Origin of the sequence: Psychrobacter sp. CAM01 (assembly GCF_032842965.1) — a bacterium.
Lineage (GTDB): Bacteria > Pseudomonadota > Gammaproteobacteria > Pseudomonadales > Moraxellaceae > Psychrobacter > Psychrobacter celer.
Map to the genome: position 1 here is coordinate 1 of NZ_JAWJBL010000013.1, position 23672 is coordinate 23672.

A 23672-nucleotide genomic window follows, 5' to 3' on the forward strand; every position below is an offset into this window, starting at 1 on the left:
GCACAAAATAGGCTTAATCAAGTTGTTTAAAATCGTGGCTCATAGATATCGCAACCGTCGTCAGCGCTACGATCTTAGAATGAAGCTGTTTGCTGGTATCATTAATTCCGAGCTTAGACTATGACTTTTGCAAGAGGTCTAATTATCATAAAACTGCCATCGGTCCATTTATGGTATAATCTCCCCACATTAACCCCATAATTATAAGACACAAGATGATGACTAAAAAATCCCTTATCCAGTCCCCAGAGGCCATAGAAAAAATGCGTGTGGCCGGCAAACTCGCCAGTGATGTCCTTGTCATGCTCGATGAGCATGTCAAAGTTGGCGTCAGTACCGAAGCCCTCAACCAAATCGCTCATGACTATATAGTCAATGTGCAAAAAGCCATTCCTGCTCCGCTGAACTACAACGGTTTTCCAAAATCGATTTGTACCTCAGTCAACCACGTGGTCTGTCACGGCATCCCAACCGAAAGCAAGCTACTCAAAGATGGCGATATCATCAATATTGATGTGACCGTGATCAAAGACGGCTACTATGGCGATACTTCAAAGATGTGGATCGTCGGTAACGGCTCTATCATGGCGCAGCGTATCTGCAAAGTCGCACAAGACGCGCTATATGCTGGCATGAGTGTCGTCAAAAACGGCGCGCGTCTTGGTGATATTGGTGCCGCTATTCAAGAAGTGGTCGAGCCTGAGCGTTTTAGTATCGTCCGTGAGTTTTGTGGTCATGGCATCAGTGATGAATTCCATCACGAGCCACAAGTGATGCACTACGGCAAAAAAGGCACAGGCTTTGAGCTAAAAACGGGCATGACCTTTACCATTGAGCCGATGATCAACCAAGGCACATGGCAGACCAAGATTTTACCTGATGAATGGACGGCGATTACCAAAGACCGTAAGCTGTCGGCTCAGTGGGAGCATACGATGGTCGTGACCGACAATGGCTGTGAAGTGTTTACCACGCGCCCTGAAGAAGACTTGAGCTTTTTGACCCAGTAAGACAAGAAAAGATCGCCTAGGCGGTCTTTTTTTTGGACTATAATTGCGATACTTTTGGTATCAACAATTTTTTTACCCTATTAATTGGATATCCTCATGTTTAATTGCGATGTCACCTCTATCGATTTGACACCCTTACCCCTATTTTCCAAGCAGTCAGTGACTACCGACGCGCTACCAGCACGCGCCAGCGCCGATAGCACCTCAGAGCCTGCTTTGTTAGGTATTCCTGAATGGCTGAGCCAAATCAATGAGGATATCAGCCGTGCCCTTGAGCGCGGTGTCAATATTCGTCAGCTGGTTGGCGCGCGTAGCGAGGCGATTGATGAGCTGCTGATTGCTTTGTTTTATTGGTTTGAGTTAGATAAGACGGATTTGGCCCTGTTTGCGACAGGTGGCTATGGACGCGGTGAGCTGTCGCTTTATTCAGATATTGATATCCTGCTGTTATCTCCTGACGAAGTCGGCGCTGATGCCAGTAGTAAGATTGATAAATTGGTCGCATTGCTGTGGGATATCGGGCTGGAGCCTGCGCTGTCGGTACGCAGTGTCAACGATGCGTTAGAAGCTGCACTTGACCATACGATAGCCAGTGCCCAGCTCGAAGCTCGATTGTTAATCGGCAACGAAGCACTGCGAGATATGCCCATCCAAATCGTTAACAAGCAGCGGTCTCCTCGTGCCTTTTTTGATGTAAAAATGGAAGAGTCTAAGGCCCGTTATCTACAACATAATGCAACTGAGTATAATCTTGAACCCAATATCAAAACGGCGCCTGGGGGATTACGTGACATTCATATCATCGGCTGGGTGACCAAACGCTATTTTCGTGTGAGTAAGCTGTATGACTTGGTGCAACAAAACTTTTTGACAGAAAAAGAATTCGATGAGCTCAGCTTTGCAGAAGGCTATCTATGGCAGATACGGCATTATCTGCATGTGCTGACCGGACGTAACGAAAACAAGCTGTTGTTTGATTATCAGCGTGAGATTGCCCAATTAATGGGTTATGAGACTCAGCCAGACGATCAGCCAAATGCGGCTGTTGAACGCTTTATGCGTGATTACTATCGCTGTGCCATGCAAATATCAACGCTGTCTGAGATGCTGACCAATCACTACTATGAGACCATCATAGAGCCCAACCTGCCTGATGATGAGCGCCCCAAAAAGCAGCCGATCAATGCAAGATTCAACCGTGTTGGTGATCATATTGCTATAGCGCACCATCGGGTTTTTGCTCAGCATCCTGAGTCGATTTTAGAGATGTTTTTACTCATGGGTCAGTACGGTATAAAAAATGTCCGTACCCACACGCTGCGCGCCCTAAAAATCGCCGCGCGCGGCATTGATCAGATTTATCGCGACAACCCTGCCCATCAAGCGCTGTTTTTGGCCAATTTAAAAGAACAAAACTATTTGTTCCATCGTCTGCGCACCATGAACCGCTATGGCGTCTTGGGAAATTACATTCCAGCCTTTGCCCAAGTCATCGGACTGATGCAGTATGATCTATTTCACCGCTATACGGTCGATGCTCATACGTTGTTTTTGATTCGTATTTTGCACCGCTTTACCGATCCGCGGTATTTTGAGGACTTTCCTTTGGTCAGTGCGATCTTTCAGCGGATTGAGCGCAAAGAGATATTGGTACTGGCAGCGATGTTTCATGATATTGCCAAAGGCCGCGGCGGCAATCACAGCCTGCTGGGTGAGACTGAAGCGATTGAGTTTTGTTTGGCGCACGGTATGAGCAAAGCTGACGCGCATCTGGTCGGCTGGCTGACCCGTCACCATTTGCTGATGTCGATGACCGCCCAAAAAAAGGACATCTCAGACCCAGAGGTGGTCACAGTGTTTGCGGATCTGGTCGGCAATGTCACCCACCTCAATCACTTATACGTCCTGACTGTCGCCGACATGAACGCCACCAATCCGCAGCTTTGGAACAGCTGGCGGGCCACCCTGATGAAACAGCTCTACTCGCAGACACGCCGTATTCTACGCGCCGATATCGACGCGCCGACCAACCGCCAAGATATGATCAGCGCCACGCGTAAACAAGCGCTAAAAATGCTCGACAATGTCGACAATCAGCATATGAACCGCGAGGAAGTGTTACGTCTGTGGGACGATTTGGGCGATGAGTACTTTTTGCGCGAGATACCAGAGGATATCCTTTGGCACACCGAAGCCATCCTAAACCATCCGCCCATCGGTTTGGCATCCAATGCCGATAGCCCGCCATTGGTGGTACTGCGCGAGCATCGTGAGCTGGCGCTTGATGCCGTTCAGGTCTTTGTCTACACCCAAGATCAGATGAATCTGTTTGCTGTGACCATGGCCGTCTTTGATCAGATGAACCTAGATGTACTCGATGCGCGCATCATCACCGCCACTCGCGACTTTGCCTTGGACTCCTATGTGCTGCTCGATCCGAGTGGTACACTACTGGTCGATGAAGACAGCCAGCAAGAGCTCAAGCAGCGACTGATTGACGCTTTCAAAGCCCCTGCCTTACCAAAGCTGGTGCGTAAGCGTATCCCTCGGCAGCTGCGTCATTTTGAGGTAAAAACAGAGATTAACTTTGAGTTTAATGACGCCTCAGATCAGCATATCATGAGCCTAGAGACTTTAGATCAGCCGGGGCTGCTGGCGCGCGTTGGACAGGTGTTTTTGCAACAAAAAATAGAAGTACACGCCGCCCGTATTACCACCTTAGGCGAGCGTGCAGAAGACATGTTTTATATCAGTGATCAAAACGATGAGCCGCTGTCCGCTGATAGGCTAAGCGCCTTAAAAACTGCTCTGCTTGCCAGCCTGACAGCTCCAAAAGACACGAGTAGAGGATAAAGTGGCCAGCCTAAAACCTATCATAAACTCTGCTATAATCGGTTCACTATAAAAATGTTATAGCAAGGCTGATAGAAATTTTTGCAGCCTCTGTCTGCGTAGGCACAGCACGCCAGAAAATTTTTATCGGTCTTGCTGGTTAATCAACGCATGATTCTCTTATTTAGAATCAACTATACTGTTCCGTAAAAATAAGCCCCATCATTGATAATACATTGATGGGGCTTATCGCTATAGAGTCATTTATAAGGTGCTTTTATATACCATCTCACTGGCATGCTCTTTGAGCTCATCATCGGCCAGCTCTAGTGGCAAAATCTCCACCTCTACTTGCGTCTGCGTCAATATCAAGCGCCCCGCATCGACCTCCTTTTGTAGCAAGCATTGTAAACTGGCTAAATGAAAGCGCCCGTCTAACGCCTCATACAGCTGCTCTAACGAAATAGGCGACTTGGCATGCACATCAGGGTACAGACAGTCTTCTGCCAGTATCGCCATCTCGTTGAGCGCCTGCTCGCGGAGTAGCTCGTCATTATCGATCTTTTGTTGTAGCTTGTTGGCGAGCCGTCCCTTACTCATCAAAATGACGACAAATATCGCCGTCTGAATGACAAACAACCCCGCATACTGCCAAAGCGGTAGCGAAAGATCTAAAAATCGGCTCAGCAGCATTAGCGTCATAGCCACCAGCACATAGCTGACCAGCTGCCACATCAGCCACATCATCAGGCTGTTTTCGCCGTACCAAAACACCTGCCGCTCTTTTAGGTTAATCAAATTCTGACGCGTCTGCCACCAGCACTGCTCGCGCTCTTGTAGCAGCTCGTATAATTTGACACGCGTTACACTATTATCAACGCCATTATTGATATTTTTAGCGTGAAGTTGGTCATTATTTAGGACACTAGACATATCAAATTACCCTTACTATCAGCCATCATATCGCGCCGATCGCTGTTTTTATTATGAATAAGTTATCAATAAATGCGTCTTTATCGGCAAGAGAAGCAAAAGACAAAAAATATGAGAAGTGCTACACTGCCCAAATGTAAATTTTTTTTATAACTTTATTATTAATTGTCTATTATAGTTACCCTACCTATGAATCACAACTTAACACACCTGCATCCGTATCCTTTTGCCAAGATGACCGCTTTATTGGCTGATAGCACGCCAGACCCTCATTACAGTGCGATAAAGCTAGGCATCGGTGAGCCAAAACATCAGCCACCTGGCTTCGTCTTGGACGCATTACACGAAAATTTGGACAAAATAAGCCTTTACCCAACTACCAATGGTCTGTTTGAGCTTCGTCAGACCATCGCGCATTGGTTGGAGGGGCGGTTTTTTTTGCATCATGTCGATCCTCGCACCCAAGTGCTGCCTGTGATGGGCACGCGTGAAGCGATTTTTAGCATCGTACAAGCGGTCATCGATCACCAAAGTGATGACGCACAACCAGCAACTGGCGCACCCCCAACTGTCGTCATGCCCAATCCGTTTTATCAGATCTATGAGGGTGCGGCGATATTGGCGCAGGCGACGCCGTACTTTGTGCCTTGTACTGCGGATAATGACTTTAAGGGTAACTATCGGGCGGTGCCAACAGATGTGTGGGCGCGCACACAGCTACTTTTTGTCTGTAGTCCCAACAATCCGACAGGTTCGGTGATGACGATGGAGGATTGGGAATATCTGCTGCGCTTGTCAGATCAGTATGGGTTTATCATCGCCAGCGACGAGTGCTATAGTGAGCTGTATTTTGATACAGCACCGATAGGCCTGCTACAAGCGTGCGCCGCGCTCGGTCGACATGACTTTAAAAACAGTATCGTCTTTCACTCGTTATCCAAGCGCTCCAACCTACCGGGCTTACGCTCAGGGTTTGTCGCTGGCGACGCTGAGATTTTGCAGGCCTATTTGCAATATCGCACCTATCAAGGCTGTGCGATGCCAATACCGCATCAGCTGGCCTCTATCGCCGCGTGGCAAGACGAAAAACACGTGGCGCACAACCGCGCGCTGTATCAAGAAAAATTTGCGCTATGGATGGCAGAGCTTGGCGATGTATTATCGCTACGTATGCCTGAGGCTGGCTTTTACTTTTGGGTCAAAGTCCCTGAGCAGTTCGATGGCGATGATGAAGTCTTTGTCAAAGCGCTGTATGAGCAGGCCAATATCCATGCCTTAGCAGGGCGCTATCTGTCGCGTGAGGTCGCTGGACACAACCCTGGCCAGGGCTATGTGCGTATCGCGCTGGTGGCCAGTGTAGAAGAAAGCCGCGAAGCCATCCGCCGTATTCGGGCGTTGCTTGAGGTGTAAAACCGGCAAGCAGACACATTCTCCTTAGCCTGAGTAATACACAGACAGAGCGGCCGTTTGTATAGCCATCAACCACCTTTAATAACCATGATAGGATGCTGGTTATTAAAGGTTTTTTTATTAAATAGTGCTATAGTAAAATAGACTGTCGCAACGATGCCATCAAGGATGATGCCATGCCCCATCTTGATTTTACCCAGCCGCCTTTTGATGTGCTGAGCTTGGCTGAGCGCCAAAGCATCAGAAAACACACCAAAATCCGCTACCTTGCCAAAGACGAAAGCCTACCTGCAGACGAGATGTCATACTTATATGTGGTCATCAAAGGCCAGATTGAGCAGTTATTGGCAGGTCATTTTGTCGCGGCCTACTTGGGTAGCAATCACTCAGATGAGCCCAATAACAACGACTGGTTTGACAGCCGCCGCTTGCCTGAGTCCTCCAACACACCGCAGCTATCAGCGGCCTCAGACGCGCAGCTGACGGACGAAGACAGACAGCGTTATCAGTTTCGCGCCACCGAGGACACGTTACTGCTACAAGTTAAGGGTACAGCGGTCGATAAAATCAGCGCACAAAATCATCTGGTGCGGCAAATGCTCTCCGACAAACTGCCTGAGCGGCTAAAAGCCCTGCAGCAGCGCTGCAATCGTAAATCTGCTGTCCATGCCGCCTACGATGACCAGCAAGAAGTACAGCAGATCATGCTGCAGCCGGTCATCGATGTCCGTTTACTGCCTGTACATATCGTCGATGCTGATACCAGCTTACATGAAGCGGCGCGCACGATGACGAATGCTGGATTAAAGCACGTACTGGTGCGAGCATCTGCGCATCGACTAGCCATCGCAAACGCGCAACATGGCATCGATGAGACATTAGGCATCTTGACCGATACCGATATTTGCCGCGCGGTCAGTGAGCAGCGAGATCCTACCACCACGCCATGCCAGCGTTATGCTAACTTTAACCTACGTACCATCAAGGCGAGCGATGAGATCGGTGATGCGCTGCTGACCATGACGCGCTACCGTATTCATCGCTTGCCGGTCATCGATCACCATGGTGCGGTAGCAGGTGTGCTTGGCCAAAGCGACATGCTCGCGCATATCAGCCACCACTCGCAGCTCATCAGTATTCAAATCGAGCAAGCCCAAGATTTTGGCAGTTTGGGCACGGCCGTCGAGAGGATAGGACGCTATATCCGCGCCCAGCACCAAAACGGGGTAAAAATCGGTAACATCAGCCGCATGGTACAGACCTTGAACGCTCAGGTATTTACCAAGCTATGGCAACTGCTCGTCCCTGATGAGGTGATGAGCCACACCTGTCTTATCGTCATGGGCTCCGAGGGCCGCGGCGAGCAAATCATGCGCACCGACCAAGACAACGCACTGATCATCCGTGGTGGCTATACTCATCCGGATTTGCCGCAGTTTGCGGCGCGCTTTAATGAACAGCTGGCGCGACTTGGCTATCCGCTGTGTGACGGCAATATCATGATGACCAACCCGATGTGGCGACAGCCATTACAACAGTTTAATGCTCAAATCAGCTCATGGTTTAAAAACACCGATCCCATGCACGCCATCTACTTGTCTGCCATTCTCGATGGCGAATATGTCTGCGGTGATGAAACGCTCTTGCAGCACGTTCGTCAGCACCTCAAGGCCGCGCATCGACGCTCAGACCCTATGTTTGTGCGCCAGTTTGCGCGGGCAGCGCTACAGTTTGGTGATATCAATCAATGGTGGCAAAAATTTGTACCATTATTAGCAGGTAAAAGCGCCTCGCAAGATATCGATCTAAAAAAAGCAGGGATTTTTCCGTTAGTACATGGTATTCGCGCCCTCGCTCTAGAAAACGACATCTTGACCGTCCCTAGCAGTAAAAACCGCCTAAAGGCCTTGGTCGAGGGGGGCGCATTGACCCAAGAGCGGGCTGACACATTGTTAGAGGCGCTGGAGTTTTTTATGGCGCAGCGGCTCTCTGTGGCGCTCTCGACCGATGACAAACATGCACGGCAGGTCAACCCCATGACGCTAACCGCGCTTGAGCGTGATTTATTAAAAGAGTGTTTGGCCGTTGTCAAAAGCTTTAAAAACCAGCTACAGCGGCATTATCAATTAGAGATCGCCTAGAGCGGCGCAAACAGCAAAGATAGAGTACAGAATATGAGCTGGCTGACCCAACTATCATGCAAATGGCAAAAAATGCAGCTGCAGCGGCCTGAGCTGGCGGCGATGTTTGATCAGCCTGCCGCTGAGCGGTGGGTGGCGCTCGACTGTGAGATGACGGGGCTAAACCCCAAAAAGCACCACCTGCTATCGGTGGCCGCGATTCATATCGATGGGTCTAGCATCGATACGGGCAACGGTATTCATCTGGTCTGTCGCCCGCCCGTCATGCCTGACCGCGACACCATCGTGATCCATGGACTACGTACCGCTGATGTCGAGCATGGTATGAGCTATGATGAGATGCTAGCGCGGCTACTGCCCTTTATCGGTAACCGTCCAATTGTAGGGTTTTGTCCGCAGCTCGATATAGCATTTTTAAACCCATTGGTAAAAGACTACATGGGCACCACCTTGCCCAATAAAATCATCGATATTCGGCACTTATACAGTCGGCGTATGAGTGGTCAAACCCAAGGGCTCTCCAGCCAAGCGCAGCAGCTGACTAACATCTTAGCGCATTATCAGATTCCTGACTTGGGCGCGCATGATGCCTATAATGATGCCACCATGACCGCCATGGCGTTTTTGCATGTGCGCTAGACTGATACATACCCTTGATAATCAACACGCCCCGTCTACGCGAAAAGTGCAACTCATGATACCATAGGCTGTTTTTGCCACCTGATGAATGATACTCATGCGATCCACCTCTACCCCCCATTATCATGACAAGCTTTCTGCCTTTGATACGCCGCCACACGCTGCGGTTGCGCCGTTACGATCAAGGCACCGACTAACGCACCGACTAACGCATCGACTTGGCAAGCGCTTGGTTACGCACTTGGTCAGACAAGCATTATTGGCCACTGCGCTGACGGCACCGCTTGTTGCTCAAGCGGCGCTACCAGAGGCCATCCAAACTGCCTTGTCACGTGCAGATTTGAGCGACGCCGACATCAGTATCGTCATCACGCCAGTGGGCGACAAAAACGCCAGTCACTTACCAGCGCCTATCAAAGTCACCGACAGCCAGCCATCAAGCAGCCATGTGACACCAAGCGCTCAGCACAGCAATAAAACCCGCGACACCCAGCATCCAGAAAAGCACTCAAACAACGATGCCAGTTATCAAAGCACGCTTGTGACGATAGAAAAACAAACCATCCAAAAGCATGAGCGGCAGCTACACGCTTATACCGACGACCCTTCTACTTATCAAAGCTTAGAGAGCATTCCCACCCTACCGTCAGAGGCCAAGTGGCCAAATGCCAAGATGCAAACGAGCCAAGACAGTAGCACCAACGATAGTAGCGCCAACGACAGCACGGGTGTCGAGCGAAAAAGCGCCGCACATACAACGACCAAGATAGATTTTTCACCTTTACTGAGTCATCAAGCTCAGGTAGCGCGCACTCCTGCCAGCACCATGAAGCTGGTGCCGAGCTTTATCGCGCTAGATACACTTGGGGCGGATTTTGTCTGGCATACCCGCGTCTATCATACTGGCGTGATCATCGGCGAGCGCCTGTATGGCGACTTGGTGCTACAAGGCAGCGGCGACCCAAAAATGACGCACGAGCGCCTACAGCAGCTGCTCTATCAGGTGCAAGCTTCAGGTATTCGTCATATCGACGGTGATATCATCGTCGACAGCGCAGTGTTTGACAAGGTGGGCAAAGACCCTGCCGCCTTTGACAACGCGCCGCTGCGTCCTTATAACGCAAGCCCTGATGGTTTTTTGGTCAATTTTAGTACCATCGCTATTAAAAGCTATCCGCTGGACACTGGCCGCGCGCAACTCACCTACACGCCGCAGCTGGCCGATTATCAGCTGCCCACCACCATAGCCACTCGTTCAGCAAGCTGCGGACAGGCGCGCTATAGCCTTGCGCCAGTATGGCAAGCCAGCCAACTGGCATTTCATCAAAACCTGCCAAATAGCTGCCAAGAGCACGCGTTTTATGTGGCTTATCCTGATGCCAAAGACTTTGCCGCGCGGGTAATTAAGGCCAAATGGCAAGCACTGGGCAATACCCTAACAGGTGATGTGCTCAGCCGCGAGACGCCTTATAATGCGTCATCGCATAAACAGCCAAAAATAGGCTTGCGCGCGCTACCGATGTCACCGCTGCCACAGGTCAGCTACCCGTCTTTAAACTTGGCTCAGCAAATCCATGACATCAACCATTTTTCAAACAACGTCATGACTGAGCAAGTGGCTTTATCCATTGCCGCTTACGCCTCGCCATCTGATACTAATACGACCGCGGCTGACACTGCTACAACCACTCAGACCGCCGTTAGCAAGTCAAAAGGACAAGAGAAAGCAAAAGGAAACAAAACGAGCCTCTATCAGTTTGGCAAACCTGCGACCACCAACTATCCGGTAGCCCTACAGACCATCAACCAGTGGTGGCAACGCCATCTAGAATCGCCTGCGCCGTATCTGACCAACGGCTCAGGCCTGTGCCGTGACTGCACGATCACCGCGGCCAACCTAAACGAGCTGCTAACCTACGCCTACGATCATCCAAGTTTTGACGCTTATGTCAACTCGCTCGGCGTCGCTGGTGTCAGTGGCACCATTAGCGCGCACAGTGCCCGCTTGCCTGAGTCAGCCGCCATTGGCCGCGCTTGGATCAAGACAGGTACGCTCAATAACGTCACCTCCATGGCAGGCTATGTCAAAGGCCTATCGGGGCAAGACTATGTGGTCGTGGGTATCATCAATAGCGAGCAAGCGCTCAATGCTTATACGGCAAGACCCGTACTCGATGCGATGCTGGACTGGACCGCGCAGCACTAATGCGGCGACTCTTTTTTTATCTTAATAAGGCGCGCTTATGTCACGAAAAACCACCAATCTCAATAAACCCAGCCCCGCTACCGACCCTCACGGACTGGCCACGACACACGCGAGCACTCAGCCTCAGCTGCCGCCATACATTGGATACTTTGCGATCGGTTATGTACTGGCCAGCGCCCTATTTATGCTGATTCAGACCAAACTGGCATTGAATGCACAGCTGGTCACCGTTCTATCCATCATCCTTGCCGCCTATATCGCAGTTAGCAAGTTTGTTAAACATCAGCAGCGCGCTCTCTACAAAGACGAAATAAATCGTTTGATGCTGGGCGGTATCATGGTCGTCTGGCTATTGACGGGGCTGTATTTTTTAGCGTTATGGTTTTTGCTGTTTGACGATATCAGCCGTGAAGTTTTGCTGGCGATGGCCAAGCAACAGCCATTACCCTTACTCTCTGCGCTAGTGATGATCGTAGTGCTGTCACTGGTCAGCGCCCGCATCAGCATCTGGGCATTTAACCGCCTACTCGATCCTGCGCCCAAAACCCTATAAGACGCTCTAAAATCCTAAACGACCCGACAGGACTCTGTTAACTTAAAGCACGATGGTATGCTGAGCCTACGCCGATAGATGCTATGCAAAATAAATATCCATAAAATGTGGCGGCGTGGCACCTGCTATCTTGCCTGTCAGTTTATTTGGGATTGACCATATGAGTGACTTAACAAAACGCTGACTATACACGGTACTACAAAGTTTTTTTCTATTGCTGAGCAAAATCCGTTAGGCTAAGGTAAACGCCTACAGTGTTAAGCGACTTGCTTTAGTATTTTCAATAGGAGTTAGCTTTATGGACATGATTTTTTTTGACAATATAGACAAGCTTGGCCGTATCGTGTTGACGGCCGTCATGGTGTACGTCTTAATCGTACTGGTGACCAAAGTCTCAGGCAAACGCTCCACCTCGCAGCTCAACAACTTCGATTGGATCGTCACGGTGATGATCGGGTCTCTGGGTGCCAGCACCATCTTGCTCAAAGACATTCCGTTTATCGAAGGGGTCTCCTCGATATTGGTGCTTTATCTGTTGCAGTTTTTGGTCACCAAATACGCCTCGGTATCACCGCAGTTTAGCAACTTTATTTTATCAGAGCCGCGTATCGTCTTTTATCAAGGCCAGTTCTTGCCAGATGCCATGCGGTCTGAGCGCCTGACTCGTCAAGAGATAGAATGTGCGATGCGCTCTCAAGGTATCAACAACTTCGATGATGTCGAAGCGGTGGTCTTTGAATCTGACGCCAAGCTAACCATTATCCCCAAACCTACGAATGACACGCACGGCAAAGAAAACACTGTTTCGCAGACCATTAAGCCTTTGATGTGAGTGGTTTTGAGATGACTGGTTTTCAGGAGACTAGCACAGTAAGCATTCTATTTGATGCGTTGCCACGTCTGTGAGCGGCCAAATAGTGGCGTGCCGACATAACCGCGCAGATCAAGACTTTGACCATTGTCACTCAAGGTGATTTTTCCTGAATACACTTTGCCAGACTCAGGGTCGACCAGCTTACCATCGCTCCATTGATTATTACCATCGGCTTTGAGGCCTGTCAAAATCTGCAAGCCTTCCACCGGCTGGTTTTTTAGATTGCCAGGACATTTAGTACAGACGGCTTTGGCCTTTTCTTTGTCGAGCACTTTAATAATTTTACCTGAAACCTTACCACCTCTTTCGTTTAGCTGAATGATGGCTTTTTTCTCCTCTGTCTTGTCATCGATGGTTTGCCACTGCGTACCATCTAGTGAGGCCGCTTGCGCAGATATGGACAACAAGGCTCCTGCCATAAGGGTGAGCGTACTGGCTGTAATACGGTTCATAAACGACTCCTTTCGTTAAAAACGGTCTATCTGAATATGTAATAATCATAAACGAGCACTAAAAACAAATAGAAAGAACAACTGTTTGTCAAACGCTAGTAAAGCACAAAAAAATGCGAGGTAAAAGGCTTGTTTGTTACAATATCTTAGGCGCAGAACTCTTTTGTTACATTCTCTTTTGTTATATTTTTTAATTATCGAAGTGGTACATCATATGAAGGTAAGAATTTTGACCGTTGGCACTAAGATGCCAAAATGGGTACAAACTGGTTTTGATGAATACTTTAAACGTATTCAGCCCATGCTCAGTACTGAAATTGTCGAAATAGCGGCAGCAAAGCGGGCAAAAAACCCTTCTGAAGCCAACCTCGCTCAGTACCGCGAGCAAGAAGGACAAGCCATATTGGCCGCTCACCAAGCATCTAGCCGCGAGCAGCTATGGGTACTAGATGTCAAAGGTAAAATGCTCTCAACAGAAGGATTGGCGGAAAAACTGGCAGACTCGATGCAGCAAGGCGATGATATCGCACTGGTCATTGGCGGCGCTGATGGCGTGTCGCCAGAAGTGTTGGCAAAGGCCAATGTCAAATGGTCACTATCGGCGCTGACACTGCCGCATCCACTGGTACGCGTGGTATTGATGGAGCAGCTCTACCGCGCCATGAGCATCAATCACAACCACCCCTATCATCGTGGCAACTAAATACTCACAAGACAGATCAGGCTTTTGGTAGGATAACAGACAGGCAGGATTGAAATATCGCTGCCAGCCCTAATAAACGCTACATGACTCATCCAAAAAACACAGCACCTACTGCCATGGCGCCGAGCGCCGAGCAGCGACCATCAGGCAGCCACACGTCAGCGCCCATTAGTGCCGCTGACGTGTGGCCCGATACATCTACCCTCTCTAAGTACGCAAAGCTGCCAGCGCTATTTGTCTCGCACGGCGCGCCAACCCTAGCCACAGAGCAGTCAGCGACGACCAGTGCCTTAGCGCGTATCGGTCAAAACCTGCCTGTGCCGCGAGCCATCATTATTATGTCGGCGCATTGGCAATCAGCAAAGCTTGAGATCAGCAGCAACCCTCAGCCAAAGACTTGGCATGATTTTTCTGGGTTTGGCGCTGAGCTGTATGAGATACAATATCCCGCTATAGGTCATCCGCTGCTTGCCGAGTCGCTTGCGCAACAGCTCACCGCGCGCGGTATTACTTGCAGACTAAACCCCATGCGCGCCTCCGATCACGGCGTCTGGGCACCGCTCACGCATTTGTATCCAGAGGCCACTATCCCGATCGTACAGGTTTCTTTGCCGCAGCATTATGACAGTGTCGCCTGCTATCAGTTAGGGGCGCAGCTGGCGCGTTTGCGTGATGAGCAGATACTGATCATCGGCTCAGGCAATATCACCCATAACTTGCAAGCCCTACGCTGGCAGGCGGACAGCATCGATCAGAGCGCCAACAGCTTTAAAACATGGCTACTCAAACAGCTCAAAACCGACATTCCAAGCGCTCTTGATTGGCAACGTTATCCCAATTATAAAGACATCCATCCCAGTGATGAGCACCTGTTGCCGCTGTTTTTTGCTTTGGGTGCCGGCCAGCGCGTCTCAGTGGTACATCAAAGCATGGCGCACCATAGCTTAGGTATGGACATCTATCGTTTTGACTAGAGCGCGTCCTCATTTTAAAAATGGCGATAAAAACGAGATAAATCGCCACCAAACAAGGAAAATAGCGCAGATAATATCGAGAGATTAGTCAGCTATTTGACACCATTTAGCCATTTTTAGCCCATTTAGATAGATGGCTATCGATTGAATTGAGGACACGCCTTAGGCTGCTTTGCAGATTGCTACTGCGCATATGCCGCCTTGGTAAACAATCCGGCGCGCTCCATCTCACCTGCGATACTAAACAACGTCGCCTCATCGTTCATGCGCCCGATCAGCTGCATACCAATTGGTAAGCCTTTTTTGCTCATACCGACTGGCAATGACATCGCAGGCAAACCTGTGACATTGCCTAATAAGGTAAAAGCCATCTTACTTAGAACAGGCTGGCTCAGCTTTTCGATCACGCCTGAGCTAAAGGCGTATTTCCCCATATCTATGCCTTTATTGAGCAGCTCTGCGCTACGCATCAGCATCTCATCCATACGGCTAGGCGGTAGTACGCCATGCTTGACCGCTGGTGTCGGTACGGTCGGACACAAGATCATGTCATACTGTTTTAATAATAGCCCTGTCTGGTATTGACTATGGTGCCAGCCGTGTTTGGCATGTGCCAAGTCTACTGCGGATAGTGAACGACCCAAAAGCGCCATATTGTAGGTTTGCGGCTCTAGTTTTTTGATATGCTGCGGTCCAAAATCACGCTCGATATTATCAATGGTAAATGCTGTATGGGCGCACACCACAACCATAAAATCATGCCAAAACTGCTCGATATTGATGTTAGGCTCAGCAGGCACCACGCGATGCCCCATGGCCTCTAACTGCTTGGCGGTTTGTTCAAGGACCGCCAGTACTTCCTTGTCCACCACCGTACCTGCAATCAGTGGCTGCTGATGTAGCGCAATGGTCAACTGCCGCGGTGCGCGCATCGCAGCCTGCAAAAACGACCCCTCTGGCGGCGCAATGATAAAGGGCGCGCCAATCTCAGCGCCACTGGTGGCATCGAGCATCGCGGCACTATCACGAACGGAGCGGGTAATCACATGATCGGCGACAGCGCCTTCCCAGCCCTCCCCAAATGTCGGGCCCATGGGGTTACGGCCACGGCTGGGCTTTAAGCCAAACGCGCCGCACCACGCCGCAGGAAATCGTATCGAGCCGCCACCATCACCGGCGCCTGCCATCGGTACAATACCACTTGCCACTGCCGCTGCACTACCGCCTGAAGAGCCGCCAGCACTATAGCCTTTTTTAAAGGGATTATGCGTTGCGCCATGCGCCTTGGGCTCGGTGGTGATGATCAGCCCAAACTCAGGGGTATTGGTCTTGCCAAAGGTATTGACGCCAGCGGCTTTCATACGCTTGACGATTTCACTGTCGTTTTCTGAGACAATATTGACACTACGGCTGCCCATCGTGACAGGCTCTCCCTCAAAGCTAAATGACAAATCTTTGAGCAAATAAGGCACGCCTGTAAACGTGCCTGCCGGTAGGCCTTGCGCCGCTGCGTGATAGGCACGCTCATCAAAACGATGAATGATGGCATTTAGCTTAGGGTTGAGCTTATTGGCTTGATAGACAGCTGCATCCAGCAGCTCTCTTGCGCTGACCTCTCCGGCATTGACCAATGCCGCTAGCGCTATCGCATCATACTGGGTGTATTCTTTAAACATAACCGAGCTTCCTTGTTCTTAAGTTGTTTATCACTTTTAGTATATCGGTTTCATGGCCTCAATAGTAACCACCTTATCGATACTGCTGTGTTCACGTCATACCAGACCATGAACTTATGCTTGACGCTACTACCTATCACTGTGCCGCTTTATCAGGTCAGCTTTGCAAATAACATGACTGTACTACAAACGCTCATAAAAAAAGCGAGCTACTTACTGTAACTCGCTTTTTATCACTCAATCAAACTCACTGTTTATCACATCAACAGCTCACGCTTGCCGCTTTTGCCCATCGAGCTGACCAGTCCAGCTTCCTCCATGGAGTCGACAATACGAGCAGCGCGGTTATAGCCGATGCTAAACTTACGCTGAATACTAGAGGCTGATACTTTGCGCGTTTCCATGATAAAGGCGACTGCCTCATCGTATAAATCGTCGTCTTCACCCGACGCATTGCCAGTACTACCGCCGCCAGGGCTGGATAGCTCAAAGTTCCCTGCCATGTTGTCAATATAGTCGGGTGCGCCGCGCTCACGCCATGCGTCACAGACACGGTTGACCTCTTCGTCACTGACGTAGGCGCCATGCACACGATCCGGCTCAATCTGTCCTGGCCCTAAAAACAGCATATCACCGTTTCCCAGCATATCTTCTGCGCCGCCGCTATCCAAGATGGTACGCGAATCGACCTTTGAGTTCACACGGAGGGCAGCTCGCACTGGAATATTGGCTTTGATCAAACCAGTAATGACATCGACTGACGGGCGCTGAGTGGCGAGCATCAAATGAATACCGGCCGCGCGTGACTTTTGTGCCAACCGTGTGATCAACTCTTCAGCCTGTTTACCGACCTGCATAATCATATCAGCAAACTCATCTGCGACAATCACAATCATCGGTAATGTCTTAAGCTTAGGCGCTTGGTCAAGACTGACGCTGTCATTGGGTCGCCATAGTGGATCGATGATAGGCTTGCCTGCTTTTTCGGCGGCGGCGACTTTTTTGTTAAATTCGCCCAGCTTACGTACCTTGAGCAGACTCATGAGTTGATAGCGGCGCTCCATCTCCGCCACGCACCACGAGAGGCTACTGGCCGCTTCGGTCATGTCGGTGACTACAGGCGTCAATAGATGCGGGATATCATTGTAGTTGGCAAGCTCAAGCTGCTTTGGATCAATCAAGATCAGACGCAGCTCATTGGGGGTATATTTGAGGAGCATCGACAGTAGCATAGAGTTGACCAGTACCGATTTACCAGAGCCTGTGGTGCCGGCAACCAGCATGTGCGGCGCCCGTGCAAGATCGGTGATGATCGGATTGCCCCCGATGTCTTTACCCATCGCCATGCTGATCTGTGCTTTAGGGTCTTTGTATGTTTCCGTATTGAGCAGCTCAATCAGACGCACCATTTCGCGTTTTTTATTGGGTACTTCGATACCGATATAAGGCTTGCCTGGGATCACCTCAACCACACGCAAAGAGGCCATCGATAGCGAGCGTGCCAAGTCTCGCGAGATACCCGTGACTTTACTGGCTTTGACGCCTGGTGCCAACTCGACTTCAAAGCGGGTCACCACCGGCCCTGGTATGGCATTCACCACGCTTGCTTTGACATTGAACTCCTGCAGCTTAATCTCTAATAATTCAGACAACTGCTCAAGCTCTGCGGTGGTATAGCTGGGCTTACGGTCAGGGTCTGGCTTGTCCAAGATAGACATCTCAGGTATCGGCGTGAGGCTATTGCGATATGCTGCTGTTTGCATCGAGCGTGATTTTTTACTAAATGCGGCATCATCACTGATATCTGGCATGACGGCTGTAACTGTCTCTGCATCATCATCTGGCATCATATCGGTAATATGATTGCTACTATCCCCCTCTGGTACCGCAAAGCTCACTGCAGGCTTGGTAGATGTTTCTGGTGTCAGCGCCTCCACTGTTGGTGCTTGTTTGGGGTTGGCAGGCGGTGTGTTGGTCGGGGTCATATCCGCGGTATCCGCGGTAAAGGTAGCGACCTCTGATGAGGTAGGCTCTACAGCAGAGGCTTGCGTGGTAGATGCAGAGCTGAATGATGGCTCGACAGTCTCTACCACTGAGCTATGTGATACGTTTGCTTCTCTTTCCTCTCTTTCCTCTGCCGCTGGTCTATCAGCTGTCAGGCTCTCCACAGATGCTGAGCTGGGCGCAGTAGCATCTGGCATGGACACATCATGTACGATGTCATCGACTGCTGCAGTAGCAGGGGTGAGCGTCTCTGCGTGTTCTGCCAGCCATGCCTCAGCCAAGGTATCGACATCGTCAGTTACCATATCAGTAGTGGGATTCTCTATGGCTTGCGCCACAGAAGTCGCCTCATTATCTAGCGTTTCATCACTATTATCATAAGAGGCGGACACGGTAGATGCCGTCTCAGAGATATCGTCGGTCGTATCTGCAACATAGCTATCGTCACTAACAAAGCTATCATCAGCATGGTAGTGCGCCTGCTCGCTGGCCAACAAATCATCCACCGTGCTTGCATCATTCCATGCAAAGCTTGGCTCTACTTTGCGAGTCATCACAGGGGTGGCCGTCGCCGCAGCTGCATTGCTGGCACTGACCGCGCCACTTTTGGCGGCGGTTACGGGTCTTTGCGGCTCGGCGCTCGACTGCGTCGGCATGACAGGCGACGCTACGCTGTCAGACGATGTAGTCGCTTTTGCAGCTTGTGTCGCTGCAGCCACCGAGGCTTTGACGCTATCAGCCAATCCTGATGTGGTCAAAAACTCGGACAACACATTGCCAAATCGGCCACTTTTATCCACAGACTGTGCACCATCCGTAGCATCAGCAGTGGGCAGCTCTAATGCTAGCTGCTCGTGCTCTGATGCTGCTGCCTGTTGATCATCGCTGTGCCCAGCAGCGCTGTATTGCTTGCTTGCTTGGTCATCAGCAGCGGCCGCCTCTTTGTTTTTGACTCCTGAGCCAAGCCAAGCCAGCGCGGTGATTTTTTGATAGATGCTCAGCCAGTGAATATTAAACGCAAAGGTTGTAGTGATGGTGACAAACACGGTCAAAAACACCACACTTCCCCATTGCGATAATAACTGCGCCAAACGGGCTTGAAGCTCAAGACCGATGATACCGCCCGCCACCCCTTCTAACTCAGTGGCCACAGGATCTGCAACCTGCTGCACCAGCGCGACCAATTGGGCAAACAGCGCACTGGCACTTAATAACAAAAACACATAAGCGACCAGACGCATCAGCCAAAACGTTGGCTTATTATCCCACCAAATCAAAATGGACTCATAGACCATAAACGCTAGCAACCACCACGCACCAAAACCAAAAAACCGATACAGCAAATCTGACAACCATGCACCAGTTTTACCGCCCATATTGTTGATCGTGGTCATATCGCTGCTGATATGCGACCAGCTGGGATCATTACCCGTATACGTCATCAAAATGACAAACAGATAAACGGTCAGTATTAACCCCAGCAGGGTAAATATTCCTTTTTTTAAATACTCAATTAGCGGTGCTGATATCACGTAAGATCTGCCTTGTTAATAATACTAAATGGTCGCCAACCCATGATTAACGCTAACCATGCTGGCATAAAGTGCTGACATAAACGGTACCGAGCAATCTGTACCAAGATACCGTGCGCAGCGGCAATGGCTACTTGCATAGAGCGATTATAAGCGCGGCTATCAGAATAGACGACAAGATTACTTAGCCCTTACTGCGTTTGGCATAACTTCTTATAATAACAAATACATAGTGACAGTGGCGACAGTCTTCTTAAGAAAATAAAACAATACACCTTTATCATCACAATTATACTGAGCATGGTAAAGACTTGGCCGATTAGCGCTTACCTTTAGCGCCCTAAAATTCAAGGGTTTGATGCTTTGATTGTAATGATACCCATGTTTGCTTTAGCAAACTTGCACTTTTTGCCAACTGCCCTTATGTTATTATCACATAGCAATTAGAAACACCACATTAGACACAATTTTTAACCCTCAATGCTGGGCGATTCTCACTCTACTTACGGTCTGATCAGGAAAAAAACAGATGACAAGACTGGGATAATTTTTGCGTAATAAGCGATGAGTAGTAGCCAAAAACTGCAGTCGTCTTAGGCATTTAAGCTGACTGAAAATATACGGGTTAACAGCAGCACACACTTCACTTTTTATATTTTTCATTTTATCGTTAGTAAGGAATATTTTATGGCAACTGACACTACAGCGCCACGTCACGAAAAGCTTATTATTTTGGGTTCCGGTCCTGCCGGTTATGCCGCGGCTGTCTATGCTGCGCGCGCCAACCTAAAGCCTGTCATGATCACGGGTATGGAAGTTGGCGGCCAGCTGACCACCACCACAGAAGTTGATAACTGGCCAGGCGATGCGTACGATTTGACTGGGCCTGCGTTGATGGAACGTATGAAGACACATGCCGAGCGTTTCGGTACCGAGCTGGTCTATGATCATATCAATGACGTCAATCTAAACGAACGTCCGTTTCAATTGACCGGTAACAATGGCAGCTACACGTGTGATGCGCTCATCATCTCAACGGGCGCTTCGGCGCAGTATTTGGGCTTGGAGTCAGAGACCAAGTTTAGAGGTCTTGGCGTATCTGCTTGTGCTACTTGTGACGGTTTCTTTTATAAAGACCAAAAAGTCGCGGTCATCGGCGGCGGCAATACCGCGGTCGAAGAAGCTTTATATCTATCAAACATCGCCTCTGAGGTGACTTTGGTGCATCGCCGCGACAGCTTGCGCTCCGAAAAAATCCTGCAAGATAAGCTGTTTGAAAAAGCCAAAAACGGTAATGTCAAAATAGAATGGAACCATCAGGTCCGTGAGGTCGTCGGTGATGACATGGGCGTCAATGGCGTGGTGATCGAATCTACCGTCGATGGCAGCACCAAAACCCTAGATGTCATGGGTATGTTTGTGGCGATTGGTCATAAGCCAAATACCGACCTGTTCAAAGGTCAGCTAGATATGAAAGACGGTTATCTTGTCGTCAATAGCGGCCTAAATGGTAACGCCACTCAGACCAGTGTCGAAGGCGTATTTGCGGCAGGTGATGTCGCCGATCATGTCTACCGTCAAGCCATTACCTCAGCAGGTACCGGCTGTATGGCCGCCCTTGATGCAGAAAAATATCTCGATGCCATCGGTGAGGCAGATGCTTCTGACCATACCTACGCCTCGACATTGACTGCTGATAAAGAAGCCTAAATGAGTCATCTTTGGCAACAAAACCATAATCCCATCACGCCTGAGACCCTAAAAAGTCTTGGGCGTTATGACTTTCCTGACCCTGCTACCATCGACCCTGATGGCATCGGCATTGTGGCGCTGGGTGGTGATTTGGCCTCCGAGACGCTCATCTCTGCTTATGCGCAGGGGCTGTTTCCTTGGTTTAATGAAGACGAGCCTATCGCGTGGTGGTGCCCTGAGCCGCGCTGCGTCATGGTGCCGGCTGAGTATATACCCAGTAAGTCATTGCGCCGTCAGGTCAAAAAAGAGCGCTGGCAACTCACCCTCAATCAAGCGTTTGACGAAGTTATTCACGCTTGTAGTTTGCCACGTAGCAATGGCCTGCCTGAAGGCGAGCATACTTGGATTCATCAAGAGATGATCGACGCTTATAGCAAGCTACACGTCCAAGGCTTTGCCCATAGTATCGAGGTATGGGATAAAACCAACACACTGATCGGGGGACTTTATGGTCTAAAGCTGGGCGGTATTTATTTTGGAGAATCGATGTTTCACCGTGCGTCAAACGCATCCAAGATGGCGTTTTGGGGTTTAATGCGTTTATGCGAGCAAAGTCAGGTCGCACTGGTCGATTGCCAATTGCCAAACGAGCATCTCATGAGCTTGGGCGCCACCACCTTACCTCGTGCTGACTTTTTGCATCGGTTAGATAGCTTGCTCGTAAGTGGTGCTGAGCATTGGCACAGTGACTCCCACCAACCACTAGCAGTCTCGCTACTTGATACCCTACACCCTTGGCAAGGCGGCAAATAGCGCCCCACTTTTGAGATTATTATGGCACTTGATACCTCATTTTTGTTAATTGGAAAGCTGGCTGCCAAAGCCAATACCACCAAAGACACGGTCCGTCACTATGACCAGCTAGGCCTACTCAGATCGCGCAAGCGTCAGGCAGGTTCACGGCTGTATACTGAGTTCCATCCTGAATGTGTTGAACGTATTGAGCTGATAAAAAGCGCGCAAGCCATTGGTTTTACACTTACCGAAATCAGAGACAGCCTCAATGACTATTATGATGGCCAATTAGACATCGACCTACAATTACTCCTTACACAGCAAAAGCTGGCACAAGTAAAAAAGCAACAAGCCAATATCAATGTCATGGTTGAGCTGCTCACCGAGCGCATCGAGGTTCTTGAGCGCATGAGAGCAGACAGTGACTACAAACCCAACGTCGACGTTTGCAAAAGAAAACTCCCCGCAGACCTGTAAGGCTGCACAGATGCATTGCTAAACAAGCGCATTACATATCATCTAACCATCATTTAAAAATCACGAACCAATCATTTAAAAATCACGAACCAATCATTTAAAATCACGATAAGTCAGCTGCATGATCAGGGCATCGACAGCTGGCTTCTGGGCTAGCTGGTAATAGTTTTTACGCTGATGGATCACCTCAAAGCCTTGCTGCTTATATAACGCAATCGCAGGCGCGTTGTCCACTCGCACCTCTAATAGCAGGCTTTCTACCTGTTGGCTTCTCAGCACTAGGTGCAACTGCGAAAAAATGTGCGACGCAATCCCGCGGCGCTGATAATCAGGATGCGTGCCAATGCGTAGAATCTCTGCTTGTTCAAAGACGCTTTGATATAGGCAGTAACCTTGCACGACTGTAGCTGACTCTGCTGACTCATAAGCGATCAGCAGATGGACACTGTCTTGCTCAAACAAATCAATCATCGCCTGATACGACCACGCATCCTGCGGCTGGACGATAGACTCGATAGCAGCTACCGCTTGCACCACTTCCCTAAAGTCTTGAGTGTCTTTTGACAAATTTTGTATTACAGCCATGCCGCCTCCTTTTAATAAAACCTCATAATCCCTACAACTCCTACAAAAAAAAGCCACCCTATAAAGGATGGCTTTTCACTACTCAATACTCGGTGTCAGCTTGTGCTGAGATCAGTATCGCTTAGTTTTTAACGTTAGCTACCACACCAGCACCTACAGTACGGCCACCTTCACGGATAGCGAA

The 23672-nt window shown here is 49.6% G+C and carries 18 protein-coding genes and 1 pseudogene; 14 read left to right on the forward strand and 5 right to left on the reverse strand.

The features are described from left to right. The 3 genes and pseudogenes from R0I52_RS08285 to glnD form a co-directional block, all read left to right on the forward strand. Nucleotides 1-124: pseudogene (locus R0I52_RS08285) on the forward strand (IS5/IS1182 family transposase); the annotation flags it as partial. 94 nt (nucleotides 125-218) lie between these two features. Further along, entirely contained in the window at nucleotides 219-1010 is a 792-nt protein-coding gene (gene map, locus R0I52_RS08290; RefSeq protein ID WP_410524051.1) for a type I methionyl aminopeptidase, read from the forward strand. A gap of 96 nt (nucleotides 1011-1106) precedes the next feature. Next, complete coding sequence (gene glnD, locus R0I52_RS08295) at nucleotides 1107-3863, forward strand: [protein-PII] uridylyltransferase (RefSeq protein WP_317053943.1); 2757 nt, start codon at nucleotides 1107-1109, stop codon at nucleotides 3861-3863. 243 nt (nucleotides 3864-4106) lie between these two features. On the opposite strand, the gene R0I52_RS08300 is transcribed toward glnD, so the two are convergent. Continuing rightward, nucleotides 4107-4775 carry a hypothetical protein gene (locus tag R0I52_RS08300; RefSeq protein WP_317053944.1) on the reverse strand — a complete coding sequence of 223 codons (669 nt, stop codon included), beginning with the start codon at nucleotides 4773-4775 and terminating at the stop codon, nucleotides 4107-4109. A 189-nt stretch (nucleotides 4776-4964) separates the two neighbouring features. Here R0I52_RS08300 and dapC point away from each other — a divergent pair, with 189 nt between their 5' ends. From dapC to R0I52_RS08330, 6 genes are all read left to right on the forward strand, one after another. Then, nucleotides 4965-6185 (forward strand): succinyldiaminopimelate transaminase, encoded by a 1221-nt coding sequence (dapC, locus tag R0I52_RS08305; RefSeq protein WP_317053945.1) that lies wholly within the window; start codon nucleotides 4965-4967, stop codon nucleotides 6183-6185. Nucleotides 6186-6361: 176 nt separating this feature from the next. Further along, nucleotides 6362-8326 (forward strand): DUF294 nucleotidyltransferase-like domain-containing protein, encoded by a 1965-nt coding sequence (locus R0I52_RS08310; RefSeq protein ID WP_317053946.1) that lies wholly within the window; start codon nucleotides 6362-6364, stop codon nucleotides 8324-8326. A 33-nt stretch (nucleotides 8327-8359) separates the two neighbouring features. Beyond that, nucleotides 8360-8965 (forward strand): 3'-5' exonuclease, encoded by a 606-nt coding sequence (locus R0I52_RS08315; RefSeq protein ID WP_317053947.1) that lies wholly within the window; start codon nucleotides 8360-8362, stop codon nucleotides 8963-8965. Between the two features lie 97 nt (nucleotides 8966-9062). After that, complete coding sequence (locus tag R0I52_RS08320; protein ID WP_317053948.1) at nucleotides 9063-11171, forward strand: D-alanyl-D-alanine carboxypeptidase/D-alanyl-D-alanine-endopeptidase; 2109 nt, start codon at nucleotides 9063-9065, stop codon at nucleotides 11169-11171. Between the two features lie 37 nt (nucleotides 11172-11208). Beyond that, nucleotides 11209-11724, forward strand: coding sequence for an ABZJ_00895 family protein (locus tag R0I52_RS08325; protein WP_317053949.1), 516 nt, complete (start codon nucleotides 11209-11211; stop codon nucleotides 11722-11724). Nucleotides 11725-12022: 298 nt separating this feature from the next. Then, nucleotides 12023-12556 (forward strand): DUF421 domain-containing protein, encoded by a 534-nt coding sequence (locus tag R0I52_RS08330; protein ID WP_317053950.1) that lies wholly within the window; start codon nucleotides 12023-12025, stop codon nucleotides 12554-12556. Nucleotides 12557-12603: 47 nt separating this feature from the next. Here R0I52_RS08330 and R0I52_RS08335 read toward each other — a convergent pair whose 3' ends face one another. Then, nucleotides 12604-13050: a DUF2147 domain-containing protein gene (locus tag R0I52_RS08335; protein ID WP_317053951.1), complete on the reverse strand. Its 447-nt coding sequence runs from the start codon at nucleotides 13048-13050 to the stop codon at nucleotides 12604-12606. Between the two features lie 214 nt (nucleotides 13051-13264). On the opposite strand from R0I52_RS08335, the gene rlmH reads away from it, so the two are divergent. Both rlmH and R0I52_RS08345 read left to right on the forward strand, forming a co-directional pair. After that, nucleotides 13265-13753 (forward strand): 23S rRNA (pseudouridine(1915)-N(3))-methyltransferase RlmH, encoded by a 489-nt coding sequence (gene rlmH, locus R0I52_RS08340; RefSeq protein ID WP_317053952.1) that lies wholly within the window; start codon nucleotides 13265-13267, stop codon nucleotides 13751-13753. An 83-nt stretch (nucleotides 13754-13836) separates the two neighbouring features. Beyond that, the gene (locus R0I52_RS08345) at nucleotides 13837-14727 is read left to right on the forward strand and encodes a class III extradiol ring-cleavage dioxygenase (RefSeq protein ID WP_317053953.1); all 891 of its coding nucleotides are present in this window, start codon (nucleotides 13837-13839) and stop codon (nucleotides 14725-14727) included. Between the two features lie 182 nt (nucleotides 14728-14909). Here the strand turns inward: R0I52_RS08345 and R0I52_RS08350 are convergent, their stop codons facing one another. After that, nucleotides 14910-16403, reverse strand: coding sequence for an amidase (locus R0I52_RS08350; protein ID WP_317053954.1), 1494 nt, complete (start codon nucleotides 16401-16403; stop codon nucleotides 14910-14912). Nucleotides 16404-16660: 257 nt separating this feature from the next. Continuing rightward, nucleotides 16661-19939 (reverse strand): DNA translocase FtsK 4TM domain-containing protein, encoded by a 3279-nt coding sequence (locus tag R0I52_RS08355; protein ID WP_317053955.1) that lies wholly within the window; start codon nucleotides 19937-19939, stop codon nucleotides 16661-16663. A gap of 687 nt (nucleotides 19940-20626) precedes the next feature. Here R0I52_RS08355 and trxB point away from each other — a divergent pair. Genes trxB through R0I52_RS08370 form a run of 3 tightly spaced genes read left to right on the forward strand, consistent with a single transcriptional unit; the run spans nucleotide 20627 to nucleotide 22903 of the window. Continuing rightward, entirely contained in the window at nucleotides 20627-21649 is a 1023-nt protein-coding gene (trxB, locus tag R0I52_RS08360) for a thioredoxin-disulfide reductase (protein ID WP_317053956.1), read from the forward strand. Continuing rightward, nucleotides 21650-22444 carry a leucyl/phenylalanyl-tRNA--protein transferase gene (gene aat, locus R0I52_RS08365; RefSeq protein WP_317053957.1) on the forward strand — a complete coding sequence of 265 codons (795 nt, stop codon included), beginning with the start codon at nucleotides 21650-21652 and terminating at the stop codon, nucleotides 22442-22444. A gap of 21 nt (nucleotides 22445-22465) precedes the next feature. Then, on the forward strand, nucleotides 22466-22903 hold the full coding sequence (locus R0I52_RS08370) for a MerR family transcriptional regulator (RefSeq protein ID WP_192995269.1): 438 nt from the start codon (nucleotides 22466-22468) through the stop codon (nucleotides 22901-22903). 93 nt (nucleotides 22904-22996) lie between these two features. Here R0I52_RS08370 and rimI read toward each other — a convergent pair whose 3' ends face one another. Then, a complete protein-coding gene (gene rimI, locus R0I52_RS08375) occupies nucleotides 22997-23488 on the reverse strand; it encodes a ribosomal protein S18-alanine N-acetyltransferase (RefSeq protein WP_317053958.1) in 492 nt (163 codons plus the stop codon). Nucleotides 23489-23672 lie beyond the last annotated feature (184 nt).

Coding starts and splice junctions, on each gene's coding strand:
- map (WP_410524051.1), top strand. CDS start 219: ATGACTAAAAAATCCCTTATCCAGTCCCCAGAGGCCATAGAAAAAATG.
- glnD (WP_317053943.1), top strand. CDS start 1,107: ATGTTTAATTGCGATGTCACCTCTATCGATTTGACACCCTTACCCCTA.
- R0I52_RS08300 (WP_317053944.1), bottom strand. CDS start 4,775: ATGTCTAGTGTCCTAAATAATGACCAACTTCACGCTAAAAATATCAAT.
- dapC (WP_317053945.1), top strand. CDS start 4,965: ATGAATCACAACTTAACACACCTGCATCCGTATCCTTTTGCCAAGATG.
- R0I52_RS08310 (WP_317053946.1), top strand. CDS start 6,362: ATGCCCCATCTTGATTTTACCCAGCCGCCTTTTGATGTGCTGAGCTTG.
- R0I52_RS08315 (WP_317053947.1), top strand. CDS start 8,360: ATGAGCTGGCTGACCCAACTATCATGCAAATGGCAAAAAATGCAGCTG.
- R0I52_RS08320 (WP_317053948.1), top strand. CDS start 9,063: ATGCGATCCACCTCTACCCCCCATTATCATGACAAGCTTTCTGCCTTT.
- R0I52_RS08325 (WP_317053949.1), top strand. CDS start 11,209: ATGTCACGAAAAACCACCAATCTCAATAAACCCAGCCCCGCTACCGAC.
- R0I52_RS08330 (WP_317053950.1), top strand. CDS start 12,023: ATGGACATGATTTTTTTTGACAATATAGACAAGCTTGGCCGTATCGTG.
- R0I52_RS08335 (WP_317053951.1), bottom strand. CDS start 13,050: ATGAACCGTATTACAGCCAGTACGCTCACCCTTATGGCAGGAGCCTTG.
- rlmH (WP_317053952.1), top strand. CDS start 13,265: ATGAAGGTAAGAATTTTGACCGTTGGCACTAAGATGCCAAAATGGGTA.
- R0I52_RS08345 (WP_317053953.1), top strand. CDS start 13,837: ATGACTCATCCAAAAAACACAGCACCTACTGCCATGGCGCCGAGCGCC.
- R0I52_RS08350 (WP_317053954.1), bottom strand. CDS start 16,403: ATGTTTAAAGAATACACCCAGTATGATGCGATAGCGCTAGCGGCATTG.
- trxB (WP_317053956.1), top strand. CDS start 20,627: ATGGCAACTGACACTACAGCGCCACGTCACGAAAAGCTTATTATTTTG.
- aat (WP_317053957.1), top strand. CDS start 21,650: ATGAGTCATCTTTGGCAACAAAACCATAATCCCATCACGCCTGAGACC.
- R0I52_RS08370 (WP_192995269.1), top strand. CDS start 22,466: ATGGCACTTGATACCTCATTTTTGTTAATTGGAAAGCTGGCTGCCAAA.
- rimI (WP_317053958.1), bottom strand. CDS start 23,488: ATGGCTGTAATACAAAATTTGTCAAAAGACACTCAAGACTTTAGGGAA.